This is a genomic window from Streptosporangium sp. NPDC002544, from assembly GCF_040295965.1.
Taxonomy (GTDB): Bacteria; Actinomycetota; Actinomycetes; order Streptosporangiales; family Streptosporangiaceae; genus Streptosporangium.
In genome coordinates this window covers 161,473-184,862 of sequence record NZ_JBEOWJ010000002.1, presented here as the reverse complement: position 1 = coordinate 184,862, position 23,390 = coordinate 161,473, and the positions used below count along the sequence as shown (strand labels likewise).

At 71.4% G+C, this 23,390-nt stretch carries 19 protein-coding genes; 3 read left to right on the top strand and 16 right to left on the bottom strand.

The annotated features are described in order from the left end of the window. Positions 1-5: 5 nt before the first annotated feature. From ABT061_RS03715 to ABT061_RS03695, 5 genes are all read right to left on the bottom strand, one after another. Complete coding sequence (locus ABT061_RS03715; RefSeq protein WP_350912282.1) at positions 6-1,175, bottom strand: M20 metallopeptidase family protein; 1,170 nt, start codon at positions 1,173-1,175, stop codon at positions 6-8. Between the two features lie 258 nt (positions 1,176-1,433). Further along, entirely contained in the window at positions 1,434-2,756 is a 1,323-nt protein-coding gene (locus ABT061_RS03710) for an MFS transporter (RefSeq protein ID WP_350912280.1), read from the bottom strand. Between the two features lie 151 nt (positions 2,757-2,907). Beyond that, positions 2,908-3,375, bottom strand: coding sequence for an ATP-binding protein (locus ABT061_RS03705; protein ID WP_350912278.1), 468 nt, complete (start codon positions 3,373-3,375; stop codon positions 2,908-2,910). A gap of 137 nt (positions 3,376-3,512) precedes the next feature. Then, a complete protein-coding gene (locus ABT061_RS03700) occupies positions 3,513-3,698 on the bottom strand; it encodes a hypothetical protein (RefSeq protein ID WP_350912276.1) in 186 nt (61 codons plus the stop codon). 72 nt (positions 3,699-3,770) lie between these two features. Then, a complete protein-coding gene (locus ABT061_RS03695; RefSeq protein WP_350912274.1) occupies positions 3,771-4,844 on the bottom strand; it encodes a hypothetical protein in 1,074 nt (357 codons plus the stop codon). 297 nt (positions 4,845-5,141) lie between these two features. Here ABT061_RS03695 and ABT061_RS03690 point away from each other — a divergent pair, with 297 nt between their 5' ends. Then, positions 5,142-6,068 carry an SCO6745 family protein gene (locus ABT061_RS03690; protein ID WP_350912272.1) on the top strand — a complete coding sequence of 309 codons (927 nt, stop codon included), beginning with the start codon at positions 5,142-5,144 and terminating at the stop codon, positions 6,066-6,068. 37 nt (positions 6,069-6,105) lie between these two features. On the opposite strand, the gene ABT061_RS03685 is transcribed toward ABT061_RS03690, so the two are convergent. Continuing rightward, the gene (locus ABT061_RS03685) at positions 6,106-9,042 is read right to left on the bottom strand and encodes a glycosyl hydrolase (RefSeq protein WP_350912270.1); all 2,937 of its coding nucleotides are present in this window, start codon (positions 9,040-9,042) and stop codon (positions 6,106-6,108) included. Positions 9,043-9,551: 509 nt separating this feature from the next. On the opposite strand from ABT061_RS03685, the gene ABT061_RS03680 reads away from it, so the two are divergent. Together ABT061_RS03680 and ABT061_RS03675 are read left to right on the top strand one after the other, a co-directional pair. Continuing rightward, positions 9,552-9,908, top strand: coding sequence for a hypothetical protein (locus ABT061_RS03680; RefSeq protein ID WP_350912268.1), 357 nt, complete (start codon positions 9,552-9,554; stop codon positions 9,906-9,908). 231 nt (positions 9,909-10,139) lie between these two features. Next, positions 10,140-11,147, top strand: a complete 1,008-nt coding sequence (locus ABT061_RS03675; RefSeq protein WP_350912266.1) for an ADP-ribosylglycohydrolase family protein — start codon at positions 10,140-10,142, stop codon at positions 11,145-11,147. A gap of 7 nt (positions 11,148-11,154) precedes the next feature. Here ABT061_RS03675 and ABT061_RS03670 read toward each other — a convergent pair whose 3' ends face one another. From ABT061_RS03670 to ABT061_RS03625, 10 genes are all read right to left on the bottom strand, one after another. Next, positions 11,155-12,771 (bottom strand): GMC family oxidoreductase, encoded by a 1,617-nt coding sequence (locus ABT061_RS03670; RefSeq protein ID WP_350912265.1) that lies wholly within the window; start codon positions 12,769-12,771, stop codon positions 11,155-11,157. A gap of 13 nt (positions 12,772-12,784) precedes the next feature. After that, on the bottom strand, positions 12,785-13,795 hold the full coding sequence (locus ABT061_RS03665) for a glycerate kinase (RefSeq protein WP_350912263.1): 1,011 nt from the start codon (positions 13,793-13,795) through the stop codon (positions 12,785-12,787). 82 nt (positions 13,796-13,877) lie between these two features. Then, positions 13,878-15,035, bottom strand: coding sequence for a dihydrodipicolinate synthase family protein (locus ABT061_RS03660; protein ID WP_350912262.1), 1,158 nt, complete (start codon positions 15,033-15,035; stop codon positions 13,878-13,880). Further along, positions 15,035-16,633, bottom strand: coding sequence for an acyl CoA:acetate/3-ketoacid CoA transferase (locus ABT061_RS03655; RefSeq protein WP_350912260.1), 1,599 nt, complete (start codon positions 16,631-16,633; stop codon positions 15,035-15,037). Before ABT061_RS03655 ends, ABT061_RS03660 begins: the two co-directional genes overlap by 1 nt. Then, positions 16,633-17,412, bottom strand: coding sequence for an SDR family NAD(P)-dependent oxidoreductase (locus ABT061_RS03650; RefSeq protein ID WP_350912259.1), 780 nt, complete (start codon positions 17,410-17,412; stop codon positions 16,633-16,635). Before ABT061_RS03650 ends, ABT061_RS03655 begins: the two co-directional genes overlap by 1 nt. Further along, positions 17,409-18,965, bottom strand: a complete 1,557-nt coding sequence (locus ABT061_RS03645) for an aldehyde dehydrogenase family protein (RefSeq protein WP_350912257.1) — start codon at positions 18,963-18,965, stop codon at positions 17,409-17,411. The genes ABT061_RS03650 and ABT061_RS03645 overlap by 4 nt, the downstream gene beginning before the upstream one ends. Positions 18,966-18,972: 7 nt before the next feature. Continuing rightward, positions 18,973-19,725 carry an enoyl-CoA hydratase/isomerase family protein gene (locus ABT061_RS03640; protein WP_350912255.1) on the bottom strand — a complete coding sequence of 251 codons (753 nt, stop codon included), beginning with the start codon at positions 19,723-19,725 and terminating at the stop codon, positions 18,973-18,975. Beyond that, positions 19,725-20,723: an ABC transporter permease gene (locus ABT061_RS03635; protein WP_051752308.1), complete on the bottom strand. Its 999-nt coding sequence runs from the start codon at positions 20,721-20,723 to the stop codon at positions 19,725-19,727. The genes ABT061_RS03640 and ABT061_RS03635 overlap by 1 nt, the downstream gene beginning before the upstream one ends. 16 nt (positions 20,724-20,739) lie before the next feature. Beyond that, positions 20,740-22,227 carry a sugar ABC transporter ATP-binding protein gene (locus tag ABT061_RS03630; protein ID WP_350912253.1) on the bottom strand — a complete coding sequence of 496 codons (1,488 nt, stop codon included), beginning with the start codon at positions 22,225-22,227 and terminating at the stop codon, positions 20,740-20,742. 50 nt (positions 22,228-22,277) lie between these two features. Continuing rightward, positions 22,278-23,336: a sugar ABC transporter substrate-binding protein gene (locus tag ABT061_RS03625; RefSeq protein ID WP_350912251.1), complete on the bottom strand. Its 1,059-nt coding sequence runs from the start codon at positions 23,334-23,336 to the stop codon at positions 22,278-22,280. Between the last annotated feature and the right edge of the window lie 54 nt (positions 23,337-23,390).

Below are 23,390 nucleotides of genomic sequence, written 5' to 3'. Positions count from 1 at the left end.
CCGGATCAGTGGCCCTGGCCCGCGCCGATCACCTGCGCGGCACCGAGGTAGCCGGCGAGCAGGCTCTCGGCGAGCGCCCGCACCGTGTCGTCTCCGGGCAGGAAGTACGGGCTGTGCAGCCCCGCCTCCGTGTCGGTGCCCACGAACAGCATCAGCGACGGCACGACCGACGCGAAGTGGGCGAAGTCATCGGCACCGCAGGAGCGCAACGTGGCGGGCATGTGGTGGGCGGTGTCGACGAGGATGCAGCCGGTCTCCTCGGCGAGGCGGGCGTCGTTGACGAGCACCGGATCCCCGTAGGTGATCCGCACCTCCGCCTCGCAGCCGTAGGCGCGGGCGACCCCTTCGGCGAGCTCATGGAAGCGCTGGTGCAACCGGCGGCGCCAGGACTCCGACATCGTCCGGATGGTGCCGCGGGCGGCGGCCTGCTCTGGAATCGCGTTCGGAGCGGTGCCCGCCGCCACGGCCCCGAAGGTGACCACCGTCGGCGTCATCGGGTCGGCGTCGCGGCTGACCAGTTGCTGGGCGGCCACGATGACCTGGGCGAGCGCCAGGATCGGGTCGCGGGCCAGGTGGGGATAGGCCGCGTGCCCGCCCTGCCCCCTGACGACGACGGTGAACTGGTCCGCGGAGGCGTTGACCGCGCCGGGAGTGCAGGCCGTCTGACCGGCTTCGAGCACCGGCTGGACGTGTGCCGCGATCATGGCGCCGACCTGGTTCCGCTGGAGTGCGCCCGACTGGACGATGTCACGGGCGCCGGAGGGGGGACCCTCCTCGCGAGGCTGCAGCACCGCGACCATCGGCGCCGGTGCCTTCACGTGGTCGATCGCCCTGGTCAGCGCGACCAGGGCGGCGAGGTGGACGTCATGGCCGCAGGCGTGCATGGCACCGTTCCGCGAGGCCCAGGGCACCCCGGTCTCCTCGGAGATCGGCAGGGCGTCCAGCTCTCCGCGCACCCCGACGGCCAGGCCGTCGCCGCCGACCCGCAGGAGCGCGCCGGTCCCGGCCACCCGCTCCATCGCGCTGCCCTCGGGCAGCGCGTCCAGCACCCGTTTGAGCGTCGGCTCCTCCTGGCCGGACAGGCACGGCTCGGCGTGCAGTTCCCGCCGCAGCCGGAGGGCGGCGGGCAGCTCGGCGTGGAGCGCGTCGCGGAGCCGCGCGCCGATCTCGTTCACGGTCTCTCCCCGAGACCGCGGGGGTGGCCGGCCCTCATGCGCCCTCCCCGCCGAGCGCGCGGGCCACGGCCGGACCGATGCCCCCGCTCACGCCGTCGACCACGGCGATCCCGCCGGACGGGTGCGAATCCATCAAATGCTCCTCTGTGGTCGGCAGGCCCGGCCATCGGGCATGACAAGGCTCGTCATACCCTTCTGAACCTCCTGAAGCACTCGAACCGCCGGTGGGAGCCCGGCGATTCGGGTGGACACGGCGGGTCAACCCGTGAGGCGAGGATCCCTGGGCGGGTCACCGACCGCCTCACCGTCCGCACCGCCTGTCACGACACCGCCTGTCACGACGCCCGCACGCCCGGCCCGGGCGCCGTACGCGAGGGTGACGGCGACGATGGCGAGTGGGAAGGCGGTGGCGACGAGGATGCCGGTGCGCAGACCCGAACCGCCGTCGTCGGGGAGCACGGCCGACAGATCGCCCAGAAGCCCGGTGGCCGCGGCGGAGGCGTCCGCGGCGGCTCCGGCGATCCAGGGACCGGCCGCGCCGCCGGCGTCGCCGAAGACGGCCAGCACGCCGAACATGGCCGCGCCTCCGAGGGGGAAGCGGGCGGCGGCGAGGCTGAAGGTCCCCGGCCACAGCAGGCTGACGGCCAGGCCGCACACCGCGCAGCCGACGAGGCTGACCACCGGGTTGGCGGACAGGCAGGCCACCAGGTAACAGACGGCCGCCAACGCACCGCACGAGGTCATGGCCGGTACCAGCGGGATCCGCTCGCCCCACAGGCCGTAGACGATGCGTCCGATGCCCATCAGGACCGCGAACAGGCACGGACCCGCCAGGTCACCCCAGACCTTCGAGACCCCCAGGCCCTCCTCCGCGAAGAGGGAGGACCACTGCGACATGGTCAGCTCGGCCGCGCCGGCGCAGAGCATCAGCACGACGGCCGCGGCGAAGGCGGGGGCGCGGAAGAGTTCCCGCAGTGCGGTGCGGTGCTCGTCGGGGACGGTCGCGGGCAGCGGCACCCTCAGGAAGGCCACCATGTTGACCAGCGGGACGAGTGCCCAGGCGACGGGCAGGACCTGCCAGGCGCCCTGGCCGATCCAGGCCAGCAGCAGGGTGCTGCCCGCCACCACCGCGACCTGTCCCCAGCAGTAGAAGGAGTGCAGCAGGCTCATCGCCGCGGCCTTGCCCTCCTGCGGGCTGGGCAGCGCGTCCACGACGGGGCTGACGAGCACCTCCAGCAGACCGCCGCCGACGGCGTAGACGACGATCGCGACACACAGTCCCAGGTACGGGGAGGGTGACAGCTCCGGGGCCACCGCCAGCGACACCAGCCCCACCGCCGACAGGATATGGGCCAGCACCAGCGGGATGCGGTAACCGGTCCGGTCCACGAACTTCACGGCCACGATGTCGGTGACCAGCTGGGTGGCGAAGTTGAGCAGCACCAGCCGCCCGAGCATCTCCAGCGGCAGCTGGTAGCGGGTCTGGAACACGATGAACAGCAACGGGGCCAGGTTGTTGACGATCGCCTGGGTGACGTACCCGGTGTAACAGGCGCGACGGGTGTGGTCGTACGTGGTCATGGGCGATGCGTGTCTCTCCCTGGAAGGCCGGCTGTCCGCAGCCTAAGGGGCGATCCGCCGAGATGCTGAAGTGCGGGAACACGCTCCTCAGGGCGCCGGGCGGCCCGCTCCCGGCGCGGGAGCCCCCCATCGGCGGGGGAACGGGGTGCCGCTAGAGCCGCAGGGCCGGGACGCCGGTGGGATGAGGGCGGACGGGTTCGGGGAGGCTGAGGATGAACCAGACGGTCTTGCCACCCGAGGGGAAGTGCGTGACGCCCCAGTCGTCGGCGAGGGCGTCGACGATCTGCAGGCCCCTGCCACCGGTGGCCTCCATGTCGCGGGCGCACACCCGGGGCGCGCCCGCCCCGGGGTCGAAGAGCTCGCCGTGGACCAGGCCCCCGTCGCCGCGGATGCGCAGTGCGCACGCGGCACCACCGTGCTTGACGGCGTTGGTGACCAGCTCGCTGACGACCAGCACGCAGTCGTCTATGAGGTCGTCCACACCCCACAGGGAGAGCTCCCGGCGAACCATCGAGCGGGCATCACGCACGCTTGACGGGGCGGCGGACAGCAGGCACTCGGCCGCGTACTCGGGGACCGCGTCAAGGTACGCCGCGGATGAGTTGTGGTGGAGAGACACTGCGCCTCCTTCGTGTGGGAGCGCTCCCACAACAAAGGTAGAACATCTAACCGCATCTGTGAATTGATTTCGCCCTAATTGTTTCCGTCCTATGTCGTAAAAGTGAGGAAAATTCACTTCATTGGCCATCCCCAAGGTCACCGGAAACCGCCCGACCTCTTCGGTACGGGTTCCTCCCGGGTCGCCGGAGCGACCGGGCACCGCGCCGGCCCCGGCGCGGCCGCCGTACCGGGATCAGCGACGTTGCTCCGCCACTGGTCGTGGGCGATGCCCATGGCCTCGTCCTCGTTCTCGGCCCAGCCGAGGTGGACCTGGAGTGCCACCTTTCCGCCGCCTCCGGCGTCCCGATAGGCACGGACCGGAGGCGCGGTCCCGGCCGGGACCGCGCCCCGGTCTCAGAAGGCCGAGGTGTAGGTGACCAGGGACGGGTAGTCGAGGCGGGTGCCGGCGTTGTAGCAGACGACGTTGCGGACGATCGCGGTGCCACCGCTGGTGGCCCAGAGGGTCAACAGGTTGCAGAACTCGGGGCCGGGTCCGTACGCGGTGGCCTGGACGTGGTCCTGCAGGACCCCGACCGCGGGGAAGAGCACCATGCGCTGGCCGGTCCCGGAGGTCTGGACGGTGTTCACCGCCGTCTGGGAGTTGTAGTTCACCGGCGGAGGCACCGGTGCGTACGGGCCGGGGTTGGCCGGGGTGTTGTCGAAGGTGTAGGCGAAGTTCTTCGGCGGGATCGCCGCGCCGGTGATGGCACGTTCACGCTGGTAGGTCAGGGTCCACCCGGTGTTGAGCGGCGTGCTGGTCGCGTTGTGACAGCGCACCTGGACCGTCTGCGCGCCCACGGCGGGGGCCCAGCCGCCGACCTTGCACCGGGCGGGCTGGCCGGGGTCGACCGCGGTGACCTGAAGGTTGCCGGCGAAGCCGGTTGAGCCCAGGCCGGGCAGCGTGACCGTCCAGACACCCCCGCCACCGGCGACGGTGTTCACGCCTCCGGCCGAGTTGAACTGGGTGGCGACGGCCCCGCCGTTGTAGTGCACGTAGCCGAACGCCTGCGGCGCGGGCAGGGTGCCGGTGCTCTGCTCGAAGACGATGCTATACGGGGTGAAGACCGGAGCCCCTCCATACCGGTAGCACTGCACGGCCACCACCAGGTCGACCCCGGACGGCCCCCAGGTCTGCGCCTGGCACCAGTAGGCGTTCGGGGAGATCGCGGTGACGTGGACCACGCCGCCGCCGATCGCGATCTGCGGGAACCTCACGAATGTCTGCCCGGCTCCGCCCGGGGTGACGGTGACGTTGAAGCCGCCCGGCCAGCTACCGGCCTGGTGGCTGGGGTTGGGAATGCCGGAGGTGACGTCGACGACGGCGAAGCCCCATCTGTTGGGGACGGCCGCCTGCGCGGTCGTGACGCCCGTCGCCAGCATGGCGACGACACAAAGGATTCCAATGACCACTCTGAGTGACTGACGCACGCGGTTCTCCATCGGCTCGGGGGGCTGGACGACCAGACGTGACGGTGGCGCCGGGAGTGCGGCGGCAGAGGGTGAACCCGTCTGGGATCACAATTCGCTCCGAGTTCTTGATAACTCGCGCGGCATCCCTTGAGAAGACCCAACCTTACCGGGAAGATGACCCATCTTCGCTGATCAGGTCAGTGTTCGGACCAGATGAGCGGATCTTCCCGGAGGGAGATCAGCGGTCATTTCGCCGAGTACCGTATGAACATGCACAGCCGATCCGCCAGGATCCATGAGACAGGGTGTGAGACCGTGCCGGAGCACGAACCGAACGTTCCGCGTGTCATGTGGCAACTGCTGGAGCCCCTGCACGCCGTCACCTACTTCGCCCCGGAGGCTCGGGCGGCGTCCGACGCGGTAGGCATGCGCGGCTTCTGGATGGGGTACTTCGCGACCAGGGCGGCACCACTCGGACCGGTCGGCCCCGACGTCGTCACGGCCGCCTTCCACGGCTTCCCTCCGGCCAAGGTCTCCAGGGCACTCCCCGACGCGTGGACGTTCGCGACCCCCGGCGACGTGCTCCGCGCCCGGCTCGACGGGGCGAGGGCGGCGCTGCGGAACCTGCTCACCGACGAGGTGGCCGGCCCGGACGACCTGCGCGCGGCGGCCGACCTCGCCTGGCGGGCCGCCCGGCTCGCCGACACCGCGGGCCGGGTGCTGAGCGCGGCCAACCAGGCACTGCCGGCCCCGGACGAGCCGCACCTGCTGCTCTGGCAGGCCGCGACCACGCTGCGCGAGCACCGGGGAGACGGGCACGTGGCCGCGCTCGTCGCCCACGGCGTCTCCCCGACCCAGGCCCACCTGCTCAAGGTCGCCGCCGGTGAGACGGACCTGGACCTGCTGCGCGTGGCACGCCCCTGGCCGGACGAGGAGTGGGAGTCCGGTGCCGCCGCCCTGCGCGAGCGCGGATGGGTCGACGCCTCCGGCGCCCTCACGGCCGAGGGCACCCGGGTGCGCGCGCGGATCGAACGGCTGACCGACGAGGCCGCGGCCGGCCCCTGGCGGGCCCTCGGTGAGGAGCGGACCTCCGCCCTCGCCCGGCTGCTCCACCCGCTGACCGAGGCCGTCGTGAAGGCGGGCATCCCGCCGACGCTGAGCCCGATCGGCCTGCCCCTGCCGTCCGGAGGCGAGAACGGCCGGGAGCTCCCGCTCCCGGCCTTCCCCTCAAAGATCAGCTGAGGTCGGGGCGGCGGAAGACCCGCCGCCCCGTCACGGATCAGCTGAACGGCAGCCGTACGAGGGACTGGTTGCCGACGCCGAGGGCGGTGGTGCCGTTGCCGATGGCACTCCAGACCTCGACCTTCACCTGGCCTCCCGACAGGTTGCCGAGCGCCCCCGAGGCGGACTGCGGTCCCGCGCCCTGCGTGTAGTGCTCCCAGCCCGTCACCGGGTCGGTGGCGAAGTAGGCGTAGGTCTCCACCCTGTCCCAGCTCCCGTTGCCGGTCAGGTCGTAGGAGACGCGGACCTGGGTACCGTTGGCGACCGTGGTGCCCGCGTCCACGAAGAGGTCGAACGTGGTGGAGCCGCCGTTGTAGGTGCCGGTGAGGCCGGTCGCCGTGAAGACCTGCGCGTTGGTCGGGGTACCGTCGCGGTTGCCGTTGGCGGCGGCCAGCGTGACGGTGCCCGCGGTGCCCGCCGTACCCGGCAGCCCGCCGCCGGACTGCAGGTAGCGCGTCGCGGTGAAGGGACCCACCGTCGGGGTCGGAGTCGGGGTGGGGGTCGGGGTGGGCGTGGGAGTCGGGTCGGGGCCGGTGCTGCCTCCGCTGGCGTTGCCGCCGCTCCAGGTGAGGGCTCCCGAGGTGACGGTCTTGCCCGCGGGCACGTTGAGCGTCGTGCCGTTGGAGAAGGTCACCGTGATCGCGCTGCCGGTGATGTTGGACGCGACGTAGGTCCGGGCGCCGTTCTTGCTGAACACCTTGGCCAGCGGGTGGTTGGCGGTCACCGAGTTGTCCACGTTGCCGAGAGCGGCCAGGTTGCGGATCCAGTGGAAGGTGTGCGCCCTGCTCTCCCCCTCCTCCGGGGTGAAGCCGCTGTTGGCCCTGAGGTTCGCCAGTGCCGTGTCGCCGTTGCCCAGGGCGAGGAACTCCCAGATGATGTCCTGCCACACGGTGGGCGGGCCGCCGTTGTTGCGTACCAGCTCGTTGTAGTTGGTGGTCACGTAGCCGGGGTTGTCGCCCAGGTAGAAGTGCCCGCCGGTGACCGGGAGCATGTTGATGCCCTGGATCATCTCCGGCTCGGCGCTGAACCAGGTGGCGTAGGCGGCGCCGGAGCCCCAGACCATGCCGACGGTGCTGTGGCCGAAGGCGGCGGGGAAGTTCTGGTCGCGCACGTCGAACCAGTACTCCTGGATCGCCGCGTTCTGGGTCGTGTAGATGTAGATGCCCGCGTCGCGGACCGCGGTGTTGCCGGTGGCCTGTCCCCACTGGATGAGGGCGTTGGCGAAGTTCATGCCCTCCGACGAGGACTCCTGGTTGTTGCCCGAGCCGAACGATCCGTGCCCGGCCGCCCAGTCGTGGCCCGCGTAGATGTCGAAGTCACGCAGGTAGGGGAAGCGGGTGTCGTTGCGGTCGTAGTTGTTGGCGTCGCGGATCAGCAGGTCCACCATGCCGCCGTACTGGCTGGTCTTCGCCCAGTTGGGGTCGAACTTGGCCAGGGTCGCGGCGGCGGCGATGTAGTAGCCGTAGTGGAAGTGGTGGTCGTTGAGCTCCAGGTCGGAGCCGTACGAGGCCGGGTAGCCGAGCAGGGTCCCCCAGGCCGGGTTGTAGTAGAAGACCCGGCTGGTCTTGCCGGGCGAGGCGGTGAACCAGTCGTTGAGGCGGCTGCGGATGGCGTTCAGCGCGGCGGTGCGCACCGACGTCAGGTTGAGCTGGTCGGCGATCTCCGCGATGCGGGCGGCCCTGCCCAGCCCCTTGCCCGTCCAGTAGGTGTCGTCGCCGCGGATGTCCATCGGGTTGCCGAGTTCGGCGTTGAGATGGTTGGTGATCGTGGTGAGATCGGCGCCCGAGTTGTCGGCCACCGCGGGGACCTCGGGCAGCACGCCGGTGTACTTCATCGACGTCCTGAACTGCGTACCGGTGACGATCTTCATCTGGCCGCGCGCCGAGACATAGGTCTGCGCCAGCGGCGTCGAGCCGGTCAGGTAGTTCCACTGGTGCGGGTAGAGCGCGATGACCGTGCCGGTCGCGCTGCCCTGCCTGGCCGTGGTGGTGAAGGCGTACGTCGTGGTGAGCGTGCTGTTGGACGGCGTGTAGGAGTACGAGACCTGGGTGCCGGTGACGTGCGCGTGCGCGTACTGGCCGTAGGTGTTCGCCAGGGCCACGCGGTCGCCGCCGGCGGGCAGCGCCGCCACCGAGAAGAAGCCCTTGCCCGCCAGGGACGAGCTGATCGTCGTGCCGCTCACCGACCAGGTCGCGCCGGTCGGGGCGTAGGCGACGTAGTCGCGGCCGCCCGCGGTGAAGCCGATGGTGGCGCCGCTGTTGGACCAGACCGAGGGGGTGCCTGCCGCGGTGATCTGCGCGTCACCGCCGGTGATCTGGAAGTAGGCGAACGGCAGGCCGTGGCCGATGGTGGCCTTCATGGTCCGGCCGCCACCGCTCCAGTACGGGGTGACGGTCCAGTCGCTCCAGCCGTCGACCTTGACGTCCGGCGAGCTCAGGCCCGCGACACCGACCCTGATGTTCTCGACGTACGGGTAGTGGTACTCCCCCACCCCGGTGGCGGTGCCACTGATCTGCGGGGTGGTGTTGTAGGAGAAGCCGAGGCCGTTGCCGAAGGTGTCGTAGGAGATCGGGTGGGCGTGCAACGGCTCACCGTACGCGCAGTCGGTCTTCTTGAACAGGATCGACGACCACCAGTCGTTGGTGGGCACGGCTCCGGCGGGGGCGTTGGCCGTCACCCACTGGCGGGGGTTGGTGGAGAGGGAGCCGCAGCCGGTCGGCAGCGAGCGGCCGGCCGGGAGGGTGTCGGCGTAGCTACCGGCGCCGACCGTGGCGGCCTCGGCGGAGTGGACGGCGCCGAGGCCGAGCAGCCCGGCCACCATCGCGACGACCACGCCGGCGGCGAGGCGCCTGCGGCGGGTCCGGATGCGGTGGGCGAGTCGTCCTTCGCGGGGGTGCGCGTTGTCCGGACCCGTGGTCCGGATCGAGGGATCCATTGGGGGGTGCCTCCGGGGAGAGGAGTCGGGCTCCGAAGCGGACCGGCATGAGAGAGCGCTCTCTCACCGCAAAGTAACGGCCCGAGTCACAGCAGTCAACGTTTCGCGTTGGTAACGAATAAGTAAAGAGCAGATATGCAGGCGGGACGGCATAGGCCCAGAAAACAGGGCGTTCCATCGCACGACACCCTCACCAGGCACCCACAGACGGCACATCGACCCGCTGGCCAACAATCAAGGAATAGACCTATCCTGATCTGAGAGCGCTCTCAGAACTGATCGACATCCAGCGTCGGTCAGCCCCCGGCCGCACCCACTTCCACCTCCCGCGCGACCCACCCCGCCAGCCCCGGCACCTCCACCCGCGCACACCGCCCGGCGCGCACGCCTGCCCATCTGTGGGGCGGCCGCAACTGACGGGACGGTGACAAAACCAGGGCTGGACACTCAGCGTGATGGCGCATTTACTTTGCGTGACCATCCAGGCACTCCCCGTCCCAGGAGAGATCATGCGAAGCAGGAAGCTCATGACCGCCACCCTGAGCGTCGCCGTCGGCATCGCGAGCCTGACCGCGATAACCGCCTTCGTACCGGCCGCCGCCGGTACGAAGGCCGCGGCCGACTTCACGGGCTACCAGATCGTCAAGCTCCCGAACGCCAACGTCCCCAACTTCCAGCGCCGCGTGGTCCGCTGCCCCGCCGGGAAGAAGGCCGTCGGCGGCGGCGCCGAGGCACAGGGCAACCAGGCCGTCCTGGTGGGTTCCTTCCCCACCGATGACGGCGGCGGCTGGATCGGCCTCGGCCGCCAGCCCGGTTACAACGACGTCGGCATCAGCGTCTACGCGATCTGCGCCAACGTCGGCTGATCCCCCCGGAGGATCGCGGGCTCGGGTCCTGGCCGTGACGGCCCGGACCTGGGCCTTTCCCCGAAACCGGGGGTTCGGCGGCGATCCGTTCCTCCGGCCGGGAGCGCGGCCGGCCTTTCCGGTGGCCGGCCGCGTTCTTCTCCGCCCCCGTTCCCGGGGCACAGCGGTTCGCCCCCACCGGCCGCCGGACCGTCACATGCCCACGAGGCCCGCACGACCTACCATGTAACGGTGCCGCAACCAAGCGAGTTCACCGACCGCGCCCAGCGCGATCCGGCGTCCGGGGGCACCGAGCCCGGCTCGGTCGCCCATGACCCGGGAGAGCGTCGGCCGCCCTCGGCCGAGCGCATCGGGCGGGCGATGACGGCGTTCGCCGCGGGCGACGCGCTGGGCGTCCCCTGGGAGGGCTCGGACCCGACGGTGATCGACGCCGACCGCATCGACGAGATCCCGGCCACCCGGCAGGGCTGGCCGCGCGGCGCGACCTCCGATGACACCGCCCAGATGCTCCTGGTCTGCGAGTTGCTGGCCGACACTGAGGGGAACCCGACCGCCGAGGCCTTCCTGACCCGGCTCGCCGCCGCGGCGGACGAGATCCGCGGCATCGGCCCGACCACCCGCCGCGCCCTGGCCCACTTCGGTGAGACCGGCACGCTGCCCGAGCCGATCCCCGGCGAGCGCCCCACCAACGGCGCGGCGATGCGCATGCTCCCCGTCGGCTGGACCACTCCCGCCGCCAAGGAGGACCTGCGCCGTCACCTGGTGGAGGCACTGGCGATCGGCACCCACCGCGCCCCGGAGGCCATCGCCGCCGCCTGCCTCGTCGCCGCGATGGCCGCGTGGGCGATCGAGGGCGCGGGAATCGACGCGGTCCTGGCCGCCGCCGAGGCCGAGGCCGGCTGGGTCGCCGGCCGCTACGGGGAGCCCACCGCCGTCCGCGCCGCCCTCGCCGGCACCTGGACCCCGCCCGCCGGAGGCGTCGGCCTCGACGCGCTGGAGACGACCGCCGCCGTGGTCCACGTCCTGCGCACGGCAACGGATCTGGACTCGGCGCTGCGCCACTCCGTCCTCCTCGGCGGCGACACCGACACCGTCGCCGCGCTGGTCGGCGGAGTCCGCGGCGCGCTGGCCCCGGACGAGCTCGACGCCCTCACCTGGCTCCCCCTGGTGGACTTCGACCGCCCCACCGACCTGGTCGAGCGGCTCCACCGGCTGAGCATCGCCCGGCACGGTCGATGACCCCTCGTCACCTGCGCGACGACGGCGAGGTCAGGATCAGCGCGGCACCCTTCTCGCCGATCATCATCGACGGGGCCTGGGTGTTGCCGCTGATGATGTTCGGCATGATCGAGGAGTCGATCACGCGCAGTCCGGACATACCGTGCACGCGCAGCTCGGGGTCGACGACGGCCAGCTCGTCCACGCCCATCTTGCAGCTCCCGACCGGGTGGTAGTCGGTCTTGGCCCACTTGCGGATGAACGCGCGGATGTCCGCGTCGCTCCGGACCGACGCGCCGGGCAGCCTCTCGTCCTTGAGCAGGCCCTTGAACGCGGGCGCGTCGAAGACCTCGCGCATCCGGTGGAAGCCCTCGACCGCGATATCCCAGTCGCGCGGGTCGTCCAGGTAGTTCGGGTCGACTGCCGGAGGGGCGTCCAGGTCCTTGGAGACCAGACGCACCGAGCCGCGGCTGCGGGGCCGGACATTACAGGCCAGCAGCGTCACGCCGTGGCCGGGGACGTGCGCGGCCGTGCGCGAGTTGTCCTTCCACACCACGTAGGCGGGCAGGAAGTGGAGCTGGATGTCCGGCGAGGTCACCTGCTCGGAGCTGCGGATGAACGCGCCGACCTCGGTGATCGTCGCGGTCGCGGGCCCCGTCCGGTACAGGCCGTACTGCACCGCGTGCCGCAGCGCCCGGTCCCACCTGTCCTCGCCGCTGTAGCTGATGGGCTTCGCGCACTCGCGCGTGATGTAGACCTCAAGCTGGTCGTGCAGGTTCCTGCCCACCCCGGGAAGGTCCTGGACGACGTCGATGCCGAGTGCGCGCAACTCGTCGGCGGGGCCGATGCCCGACCTCAGCAGCAGGCGCGGCGAGTTGATCGCCCCGGCGCTCACGATGACCTCGGCGTCGGCGAAGACCGTCTCCTGGCGCCCGCCGCGCAGGTAGGTCAGCCCGACTGCCCGGCCGTTCTTGACGATCAACCGGTCGGCCCGCGCGCCGGTGAGCACCGTCAGGTTCGGGCGGTGCCGCACGGACCGCAGGAACGCCGACGACGCGCTCTCCCGGCGCGCCTTGCGCTGGGTGACCTGGTGGTAGAAGACCCCGTCCTGGGTGGCCCCGTTCGGGTCGGCCGTGTACGGGATGCCGACCTCCTGCGCCGCCCGCAGGAACGCCGCCGACATCGGGTTGTGCTGTACCTGGTCGCTCACGTGCAGCTCGCCGCCGGTGCCGTGGTAGGCGTCCGCGAGCCGCTCGTTGTCCTCGTGCGCGGTGAAGTACGGCAGGACGTCGTCGTATCCCCAGCCCTTGTTGCCGAGGTCGCGCCAGGTGTCGTAGTCCTCGCGGTTGCCGCGGACGTAGAGCATCGCGTTGATCGAGGTGCTGCCGCCCAGGACCCGGCCCTGCGGCAGGAACATCCGCCGGTCGTTGAGGTTCTTCTGCGGGACGGTGTCGAAGATCCAGTTGACCTTCGTGCCCATCAGCTTGGAGAAGCCCGCGGGAATGGTGATGAGGGGCGACCGGTCGCTCCCGCCCGCTTCGAGCAGGAGCACGCGCGCCTCCGGGTCGGCGCTCAGCCGGTTCGCCAGGACGCAGCCGGCGGCTCCGGCTCCGACGATGACGTAGGTGTAGGTGGTGCGTGGCATGATGCCTGTCCTCTCAGGGATTGGGATGCTCAGTCGCGCCGAGCGAGGCTGTGATCGACGCCGCGGCGGCGCGGAGCCGGCCCTGGTCGGTGGCCTCGGCCACCCCGGCCAGCCCGAGGGCCGCCGTGTCCGCGGCGTCGAGCCGGGACTGGCCGACGACCGCCCAGACCGGGACGCCGACGCCCGCGGCCCGCCGGGTGACACCGGAGATCACCTTGCCGTCGGCGGTCTGCGCGTCGAGACGCCCCTCACCGGTGACGACCGCGTCGGCCCCGGCCAGGAGCGCGTCGAAACCGACCAGGTCCAGAACGGTCTCGATGCCGGAGACGAGCCGTGCGTCGTAGGCCGCCCACAACGCGCCGGACAGCCCGCCCGCCGCCCCGGTGCGGGCGCGCCCGCGCGGGTCGCGGGGCAGCGCCGCCGCCCTCTCGTGCAGGCGGTCGGTGAGCCGCGCGACGAGGTCGGGATCGGCGCCCTTCTGGGGCCCGAACACCCGGGCGGAGTCCTCGAACGGGGTCGCGACATCGCACAGGACGACGAGCTCGACCCCGTCCAGGCCGCCTCCGGCCTCGATGGCCGCGCAAGCGCCGGCGCCCCCGTCCGTACAGGCGCTGCCCCCGACCCCGAGCAGGACGCGGCGCGCGCCCGCCGCCACGGCGGCGACGATCAGGTCACCGGTTCCGGCGCTGGTCGCCGACCATGCGTCGAGCCGCTCAGGGGCGAGCAGGGTGAGCCCGCTCGCCGTCGCCGTCTCGACGACGGCGGTGCGTCCCCCGTTCGTCAGCAGGAACTCGCCCTCGATCCGGTCACCGAGGGGACCGCGTGCCGCGGCTCGGACGAGCTCGCCGCCCAGGGCGCGGCGCAGCACGTCGCGGGTGCCCTCGCCGCCGTCGGCCAGCGGGCAGGGCAGCGCCCTGCCGCCGGCGTCCGCGACCCCCGCCGCGAGCGCGTCGGCCACGGTGGCGGCGTCCATCGTGCCCTTGAACGAGTCGGGTGCGAGCAGCACCCGTGCGGGCCCGGTCATGGCAGGCACCTTTCGGCCCTTCCCCGCTGCGTCCTCGTCCGGGTTCCCGCCTGGTCGAGGCCGGGTCGTCGCGGGTCCATGACTACGCCTCGAACCCGGCGACCGCGAGGAACGAGCGCATCCGCCGCGCCGCCGACGCGGGGTCGGCGAACGCGCCCGCCCGGTCGGCGAGGACGAACAGCCTCACCAGATGGGGTACCGAGCGGAGGGCCTGCGCGCCGCCGACGAGGTGGAAGTGATCCTGGTGGCCGTTCAGCCAGGCCAGGAAGACCACGCCCGTCTTGTAGGCCGAGGTCGGGCTCGCGAACAGGTGCCGGGCCAGGGGAACCGTCGGTTCGAGCAGCGCGGCGTACCCGTCGAGGTCGCCGGCGTCGAGCCGGGCGAGCGCGGCCCGCGCGGGCGCGGCGATCGCGTCGAACACGCCGAGGAGCGCCTCGCTGTGACCGTGCTCGTCGCCCCGGATCAGTTCGGCGTAGTTGAAGTCATCCCCGGTGAACATGGCGACGCCTTCGGGCAACCGCCGCCGCAGATCGACCTCGCGTCCCGCGTCGAGCAGGGAGATCTTGATCCCCCGGACGCGTCCGGGGTGCTCGGTGAGGATCGCCAGGACCGTCTCGGTGGCCCGGTCGAGGTCGGCATCACCCCAGTACCCGGCCATGGCGGGGTCGAACGCCTCGCCCAGCCAGTGCAGCATGACCGGTCCGTCGACCTGGTCGAGGACCTTGCCGTACACCTCGTGATAGTCGTCGGCCCCCCGCGCGACGGCGGCGAGGTGACGGCTCGCCATGATCACCGGAGTGCCGCCGGACCGGCTGATCCAGCCGGCCTGCTCCAGGTACGCCTCGGCGATGTCGCCGAGACTCCAGCGGCCCGTCGGGGCGAGCTGGTCGGTCATCGCTCCGCAGACCAGCGCCCCGCCGACGGCGCGCGCCTCGGCCCCCGACCGGGCGATCAGCTCGCGGGCGTCCGCCCAGTCCAGGCCACCACCGCGCTGCGCGGTGTCCATGGCGTCGGCGACGCCCAGGCCCAGGGACCACAGGTGCCGGCGGAACGCCAGCGTGGACTCCCAGTCCAGCCCCGGCGGGTCGTGCAGCGGATCGGCCACGACGTGCGCGGCGGCGTACACCGTGCGGGAGGTCGGCGGGCCGCCGGTGAAGTCGTGTACCGGGGACCGGTCGGCCAGGACGTGGGTGCGCTTCCCGCCGTCCGGTGCCGGCAGCATGATCCTGACATCGCTCATCACGAACCCGCCCTCCCCGTCGTCCGCCAGGCGCTCCCGAGAGGCCGGTCCACGAAGATCTCCTTGTCCATCACGGTGAGAGGGTCCGCGACCTTCACCCCGTTGCCGAGCGGGTCGAGGACCTGGGTCTGGGGGTCGACGCCGGGTGCGACCTCGATGAGCACCAGCCCGTCCGGGCCGAGCTCGAAGACCGCCCGTTCGGTGACGTACAGGACCCGCTGGCCGCGTCGGCGCGCCTCGGCCGCGCTGAACGTCACCTGGTCGACCGTGTCGACGAACTTCCGGTGCCTGCCCTCGACGCGGATGTCCAGGCTTCCGGCGGCGGGCACGGCCTGGAGCCCGCCCGCGTTGAACGTGCCGCAGAAGACCACGGTCGAGGCGTTCTGCGAGATGTTGACGAACCCGCCGGTGCCAACGATCCTGCCGCCGAACTTGGACACGTTGACGTTGCCCGCCCGGTCGATCTGGGCGAAGCCCAGGAAGCAGATGTCCAGGCCGCCGCCGTCGTAGAAGTCGAACTGCGCGGGCTGGTCCAGGATCGCGACCGGATTCGTGGCGACGCCGAAGATGACCCCCCGGGCCGGCACACCGCCGACGAGCCCCTGCTCGATCGTGAGTGTGAAGTCCTCGACCCAGCCCTCCTCGGCGGCGACGGCCGCGACCCCGTCGGCGATCCCGACGCCGAGGTTGACGACGTCCCCGTCGGCGATCTCGCGCAGCGCCCGCCGCGCGACGACCTTGCGCTGGTCGAGCGGGAACGGCGGCAGCGACGAGAGCGCGGCCTTGGTGGCCCCGGCGAACGCGGGGTTGTACTCGTGCGTCACCACCTGCCGCTGCTCGGGGTTGACGACGACGACGTCGACGCACATGCCCGGCACGACGACGTCGCGCGGATCGAGCGAGCCCCCTTCGGCGACGTACTTCACCTGGGCGATGACGAGGCCGCCGCTGTTCCGCGTGGCCTGGGCGATGGCGAGCATCTCCAGCCGGGCGGCCTCCTGCTCGGAGGTGATGTTTCCGTCCTCGTCCGCGGTGGTGCCGCGGATGAAGCAGACGTCGATCGGCAGCGACGGGTAGAGCAGCCACTCCTGCCCGCGCAGGCTCACCACCTCGACGAGTTCCTCGGTGGTGCGGTCGTTGAGCCTGCCACCCTCCAGGCGCGGGTCGCAGAACGTGCCGATGCCGACGTGCGTGAGCACCCCGGGACGGCCCGCCGCGATGTCGCGGAAGAGCTGGCTCATGACGCCCTGCGGGAAGTTGTACGCCTCGAACTCCCCTGCCGCGGCCATCGCGCTCATCTTCGGGGCCATGCCCCAGTTGCCGGCGATGATCCGGCGGGCGAGGCCGGGCAGCGCGAGATGGTCCATGCCGCCGCCTTCGCGGTCCCCGATGCCCGTGGTGTGCACGAGCGTGAGGCCGGCCGGGGAGCCGGTCTCACGAAACCGGTTTCCCAATGCCCGGAGCAGCGTGTCCGGTTCGAGCAGTCCTCCGCCGGAGCCGCCGATCGCGACGGTGGCCCCGGCATCGATCATCGCGACCGCCTCCGCCGCGGTGCGGAATTCCGGCCGCCCGCGGCGGCTCCTGTCCGACGACGACATCAGGCCATCACCCCTCCGCCGTTGAGGTGCAGCACCTGGCCGTGGTAGAGCGCGGCGTCGTCGGAGGCGAGGAACGCCACGGTGGGCGCGATCTCCTCGGGCGTCGCGAGCCTGCCGATGACGAGGTCACCGGTGCGTTCCCGCTTCCACTCCTCGGTCGCCCAGGGGGTGATGAACGGAGTGTCCACCGGCCCCGGAGCGATCGCGTTGACGCGGACCGCCGGCCCGACCTCGCGGGCCAGCGCCCGGGTGAGCCCGGCGACGCCGGCCTTGGCGGCGCAGTAGCTGACGTAGTCGCGGGCGCCCTTGAAGGCCAGCTGCGACGAGACGTTGACGATGACGCCCGCCCCCCGTTCGAGCATCGATCCGAGCACGTGACGGCTGCACAGGAAGACACCGTCGAGGTCGACGGTCAACGTCTTCCGCCACTCTTCGAGGGAGATCTCGGCGAGCCGTCCGGGAGCCATGTACCCGGCGTTGTTCACCAGGACGTCGATCGGCCCCAGCTCGGAGCTCACCCGGGCGACCATCCCCTCGACGGCGTCCCAGTCGGTGATGTCGGCCTCGACGGCCATCGCGGCCGTCCCCGCCTCGGTGAGCCGGCGCACCCGCTCGGCGGCCTTGCCGGCCTGGCCGAGATGGTGAACGGCGACCCGCGCCCCGGACGCCGCGAACGCGTCCACGATCGCGGTGCCGAGACCGCCGAGCGCCCCGGTCACCAGCACGGTCCTGCCGCGCAGCGACGGGTAGGCGGTGGTCGTGGTTGCCTGCGCGTTCACGCGGTGTACCAGTCCTTTCTGCGCGTACGGCCGACCTGGACGGTCTTGTTCTCGGTGAAGAACTCCATGCCCTCGCGGCCGAACTCGGCCTGGTAGCCGCTGTCACGGCGACCGCCGAGCGGGAGCTCGGGGAAGGCGTCGGTGGAGCCGTTGATCCACACGGTGCCGGTGCGCAGCCGGAGCGTCAGGTCCAGCGCCTCGCGCAGATCATTGCTCCACACCGAGGCGGCCAGGCCGTACGCCGAGGCGTTGGCGCGCGTGACCGCCTCGTCGAGCGAGGTGAAGGACTGCACGACGGTGACCGGCCCGAACAGTTCCTCGCGGGCCGCGGTCGAGCCGTCGTCGTCGGTCGCCAGCACCGTCGGCGCGAGGAACGGGCGCGCTCCGGTGGCCTCCGGCGCGGAGGGGTCCCCGCCGGCCAGCACCCGCGCACCTTCCCGCCTGGACGTCTCGATCGCCGCGCTCACCCCGTCGAAGTGCTGCTGGGAGATCAGCGGGCCCATCTGGGTGGCCTCCGACCACGGGTCGCCGAGGACGAGACCCGCCGCCCGCGCGGCGAGACGCTCGCCCAGCTCGTCCGCGACGGACGCGTCGGCGAGGATCCGCGACCCGGCGACGCACACCTGTCCCTGGTTGAAGAACGCGGCGAACGTCAGCCCCGCGACGACCTCGTCCAGGTCGGCGTTCGCCGTCACCAGGACCGGGGTCTTGCCGCCCGCTTCCAGGGCGACGCGCTTGAGCCGCTGCGAGCCCGCGTGCGCGGCGATGTGCCGGCCGGTCGCGGTCGAGCCGGTGAAGCTGACGACGTCCACCTCGCGGTGGGCGACGAGCGCCGCGCCCGCGGGGCCCTCACCGAGGACCACCGAGACCGCGTCGGGCTCCAGGCCGGCCTCGTACAGCAGCGAGACGACGGCGAGTGCGGTGAGCGGGGTCAGCGGGCTCGGCTTGACCACGACGGTGCAGCCGGCGGCCAGTGCGGGCGGCAGCTTCTGCCCGAGGATGCCGAGCGGGAAGTTCCACGGGACGATCAGTCCCGCGACCCCGGCGGGCTCCCGCACGGTGAACGCGAACACCGACGCGTCGATGTCACGGACCGTCCGTCCGTTGACGTCCCTGGCCAGCCCGGAGAAGTACTCGAACGCGTTGACGGCCGCGGCGACCTCGCCGCGGGCCTCGCGGATCGGTTTGCCCGTCTCCAGCACGACCAGTTCGGCCAGGTCGTCCGCGCGGGCCTCGATCAGCTGCGCCGTCCGGGCCAGGACACGGGCGCGGTCGCGGCCGGAGGCCCGTCCCCACCGCCCGGTGTCGAAACTGCTCCGGGCGCGGGCGACCGCGGCCTCGACCACGGAGGTCGACTCGTCGCCCGCCCGGAACAGGGGCTGTCCGGTGGCCGGGCTGATCCGGACCGTGCCCTCGCCCTGCGGGGCGACGGCGCTGCCGCCGACCAGCGAGCCGAGGAGCGGCGGGCCGTCCCCGGCGGGCACTTTGGCACGGTCCAACAGGTCACCGAGGTCGCGTCCGGCGACGTCGAGGGGGAATCCAGTGGTGTTCACGATGCTCTCACTTCGTTGTCGTGGGCCTGCGCTTGACGAACGCCTCTTTCCGCCGGCGCGAGGCGTCCGAGAAGCTGAAGAACGCGGCGAGAGTCGGCTCGGCCGTCACCCGGGTCTCGTATCCGGCCAGAATGTCCTTGACGACCCGCAGCGCGAGCGGTTCGCAGGCGATGACGGCCGTGACGAGTTCCTCGACGGTCTCTTCGAGCCGGTCGGCCGGTACGGCGTGCGTGACGAGGCCGATACGCGCCGCCTCGGCCCCGGAGATCGTTGTCGCGGTGAGGAACAGCCGGCGCGCCTGGGCCGGCCCGACCGTGTCCACCAGCCGGGCGATGCCGCCCCACGCCGTCAGGTTCCCCAGCCTCGTCTCCGGGTAGCCGAGGCCGGCGTCCTCGGTGGTGACGCGCAGGTCGCAGGCGAGCGCCAGCTCCAGGCCGCCGCCGAGCGCGCTGCGCTCGATCAGCGCGACGGTGGGCACGCTCAACGCGGCGAGCCGCGCGAAGGTGGCCGTGCCGAGGCGTGACAGCCGATCGGCGGTGACCGGGCCCGGGTCCGCCCAGTCGGCGATGTCGGCGCCCGCGCAGAAGAAGCCGTTGCTCCCGCGCAGTACCACCACCCGGATCCGCGGGTCGGCCTCGATCGCGCCGAGTGCCTCGCCGAACGATTCGAGCATGGCCTCATCGAGCGAGTTGCGCTTGGCGTAGCGGTCCAGGGTCAGGGTCGCCAGACCCCGCTCGTCGACGTCGAGAAGTACTGGCATCAGCGCCGCCCCCGGGCTACCTGGTCGATCAGCAGGGCGATGATGATCGCGGAGCCGACGGCGACCTGCTGGTAGAACGCCTGGACGTTCAACGTGGTCAGACCGGCGGTCAGCGTCGCGATGATGATCGCGCCGAACGCCGCACCGTACATGCTGCCCTCGCCGCCGGCGAGCTTCGTACCGCCCATGACGGTGGCGGCGATGGCCGTCAGCAGCAGGTCCGCGCCGAGCGTCGGGTCGGCCGCGCCGAGACGGGCGACCAGGATGGTCCCGGCCAGCCCGGCCGCCGCGCCGGAGAGGACGTAGGCCGCCGCGGTGTAGCGCTTGACGTTGATGCCGGCCAGCCGCGCGACCTCGGCGTTCCCGCCGACGGCGGTCAGGTGCTCGCCGAACACGGTCCGCTTCAGGCACACGGCCGCGACGATCGTGAGCAGGACGAACAGCAGCACCGGGATCGGGACCCCGGCGATCCGGCCGGCCAGGGCGTCCTGGAAGCCGGTCGGGATGTCGTACACGGCCTGGCCGCCCGCGATGATCAGGGCGATCCCGGCGTAGATGCTCATGCTGCCGAGCGTCACGATGAACGGCGTGATGTTCGTCATCGTGATGAGGAGCCCGTTGACCAGACCGGCCAGGGCGCCGACCGCGATGCCGCCGATGATGGCGAGCGGCACCGGCAGCGAGTGCGACAGCAACCCGCTGACCACCGCGCACATCGCGACGGTCGAGCCGATGGACAGGTCGATGCCGCCGGTGATCAGGACGAACGTCTGCCCCAGCGCCAGGACACCGACCACCGATGCCTGCAGCAGGATGTTCATCAGGTTGCCGCCGTCGAGGAACAGCGGCCTGGCGAGCCCGAAACCGAGGACGAGGACGAGGATGACGCCGACCAGCCCGGCCTGACGTGCGGTCGCGGCGACGTCGAGGCGTCCCCGCACGGCGGACAGCGGCGTCTCGGTCGCCGATTTCCGCTCGAGGGTGGTGTGGTTGCTCATGGTTCTCCTTGGACCGTCAGCTCGCCGCGGCGTGGTGGACGATGGCTTCTTCCGAGATCTGCGACCGGCTGAGTTCGGCGACGATGCGTCCGCGGCGCATCACCGCCACCCGGTCGCTCATCCCGAGTACTTCGGGAAGGTCCGACGAGACCATCACGATGGCCTTGCCCTCCTCGGCGAGCTCTCGCATGAGTGCGTGGATCTCCCCCTTGGCACCCACGTCGACGCCGCGGGTGGGCTCGTCGAAGATGAAGATGTCGCTGGCGGTCTTCAGCCAGCGGGCGAGGACCACCTTCTGCTGGGTGCCACCGCTCAGCTTGCCGACCGGATACCCGGGGTCGATGTCGGCGTTGAGCTGCGCCAGCAGCGCGCGGGTCTGCTCGCGCTGCGCGCGCCGGTCCAGCAGGCCGCGCCGGCGCGGCGGCTTGATCAGTGTCGCGTTGGACGCCGCGCTCATGTGGAGCACGAGGCCCTGGTGCTTGCGGTCCTCGGGCAGGAACGCGATACCCGCCTTGACGGCGTCCGCAGGGGAGCCGATGTGGACGCGTTCCCCTCTGATCCACACCGCGCCGCCCGTCACCCGGTCCGCGCCGATCAGCGCGCGGACCAGCTCGGTCCGTCCCGCACCGACCATTCCCGCCAGGCCGACGATCTCACCGCGCCGGACCGACAGCGAGCAGTCGGCGACGCCCTCGGCGCTGGACAGGCCCTCGATCCGCAGAATCTCCTCGCCGGGGCCTTCGGAACGTTCCATCCTGCTGATCGCGTCGACGTTCCGGCCGACCATCAGCTTGACCAGGTCGGTCTCGTCCTTGATCTCCGCCCGGGTGCGGGTGCCGACAAGCGTGCCGTCGCGCAGCACGGTGACCCGGTCCGACAGCGCCATGACCTCGGCGAGCCGATGCGAGACGTAGATGATGCCGCGGCCCTCGGCGCGGAGCCGTTCGAGCAGGGCGAAGAGCTGCTCGCTCTCCTGCGTGGTCAGCGAGGCGGTCGGCTCGTCCAGAATGATCAGGCGCGCGCCGACGGCCAGCGCCCGGGCGATCTCGACGAGTTGCTGCTGGGCGACGCTGAGCCGCCGCACGGGGATGTCCATCCGGGCGTCGAAACCGAGCCGTCCGAGGGACTTCTCCGCCCGTTCGCGGGCCTCACGCCAGTCGATGAACCCGGCACGGGCCTTCTCCCGTCCCAGCACGACGTTCTGGACCGCCGTGAACTGCGGCACCAGGCTCAGTTCCTGGTGAACCATGGCGAGTCCGGCGTGCAGGGCGTCACTGGGCTGGGAGAACGAGCGCCGCTCCCCCTCGAACCAGACCTCGCCGCTGTCGGGCTGCTGGACGCCGAACAGCGTCTTCAGCAACGTCGACTTTCCTGCGCCGTTCTCGCCCAGCAGGGCGTGGATCTCACCGGGGTAGGCGGTCAGGTCGACCTCGTGCAGGGCTCTGACGCCGGGGAAGGATTTGCTGAGTTTCTTGATCTCCAGCATGGGCCGGTCGGTCGTCATCTCATCATCTCGATCGGTACGTGGTTCGAAGGGAGGGGCTCACCCGACGGTCACTTGTAGAGGTCCGTGATGACCTGACCCTCGGTGTCGTAGAACTGGTCCACGTTCTCCTTGGTGATCAGCTGGGCGGGCGCGACGACCCAGGGGGCGATCTCCTTGCCCTCCAGCAGGCCGATGGCCGACTCGACCGCCCAGAAGCCCTCGTAGTAGGGCAGCGGGCTGACGGTCGCGGCCATCGATTCGTTCCGGACGCCGGAGATCGCCTCCGGAACACCGTCCGTGCCGATCACCGCGACCTTCTTGCCCGACTCCTGGACGGCCTTGGCGACGCCGATCGCCATCGTGTCGTTGTTGGCGTAGATGCCCTTGAGGTTCGGGTTCTGCCGGATGATCTGCTGTGCCGCGGCATAGGAGGCGTTCGCGTCCCAGTTGCCGGGGACGCTGGCGACCAGCTTGAGGTTCGGGTGCTTGGCGATGCCCTCCTTGAAACCCTTGATCCGCAGGATCGCGGCGCTGGAGCCCGACTGCCCCTCGACCTGCGCGACCTCGCCGCCGTCGGGGAACAGCTTCGCCAGCTCGTCCGCCGCCTGGATGCCGTTCTCCTCGTGGTTCGGGCCGATGAAGACGGTCGCGGGGACACGGGCGTCGTCGACGTTGACGACGGGCGCCTGCTGCGAGCGCATCTGGTTGAGCGCCGGGTTCAGGTTGGAGGTGCTCTCGGGAGCCACCACGTAGGCGTCGAACTTCTGCCCGACGAGCGTCTGGGCGATCGTGAGCTGCTCGGTCTGGGCCTTCTCGCTGCTCGCGGCCTGAATGGTCACCTCGACCCCGTACTTGTCGGCGGCGGCCTTCGCGCCCTTCTGGATGCCCTGCCAGTACTGGTTCGTGAGGGCCTTGAGGATCACTGCGACCCGATACTTCTTGGCGGGCTTGAGCTCACCGATGGTCGAGGCCAGGGCGACGCCGTCGAGCGACTTCACGCCTGCCTGGTCGCTGGTGTAGGTGTACGACCCTCCGGCACCGGACTCCTCGGCGGACGTCGCCGAGCTGCATGCCGAGACACCGAGCGCCAGGACCGACGCCAACGCGATAGCTGCTGTCTTCCTCATTGCTGCTTTCCTTCTGAGGGGGATGGATGGATAGAAACCGGTTTCCCAAAAGCC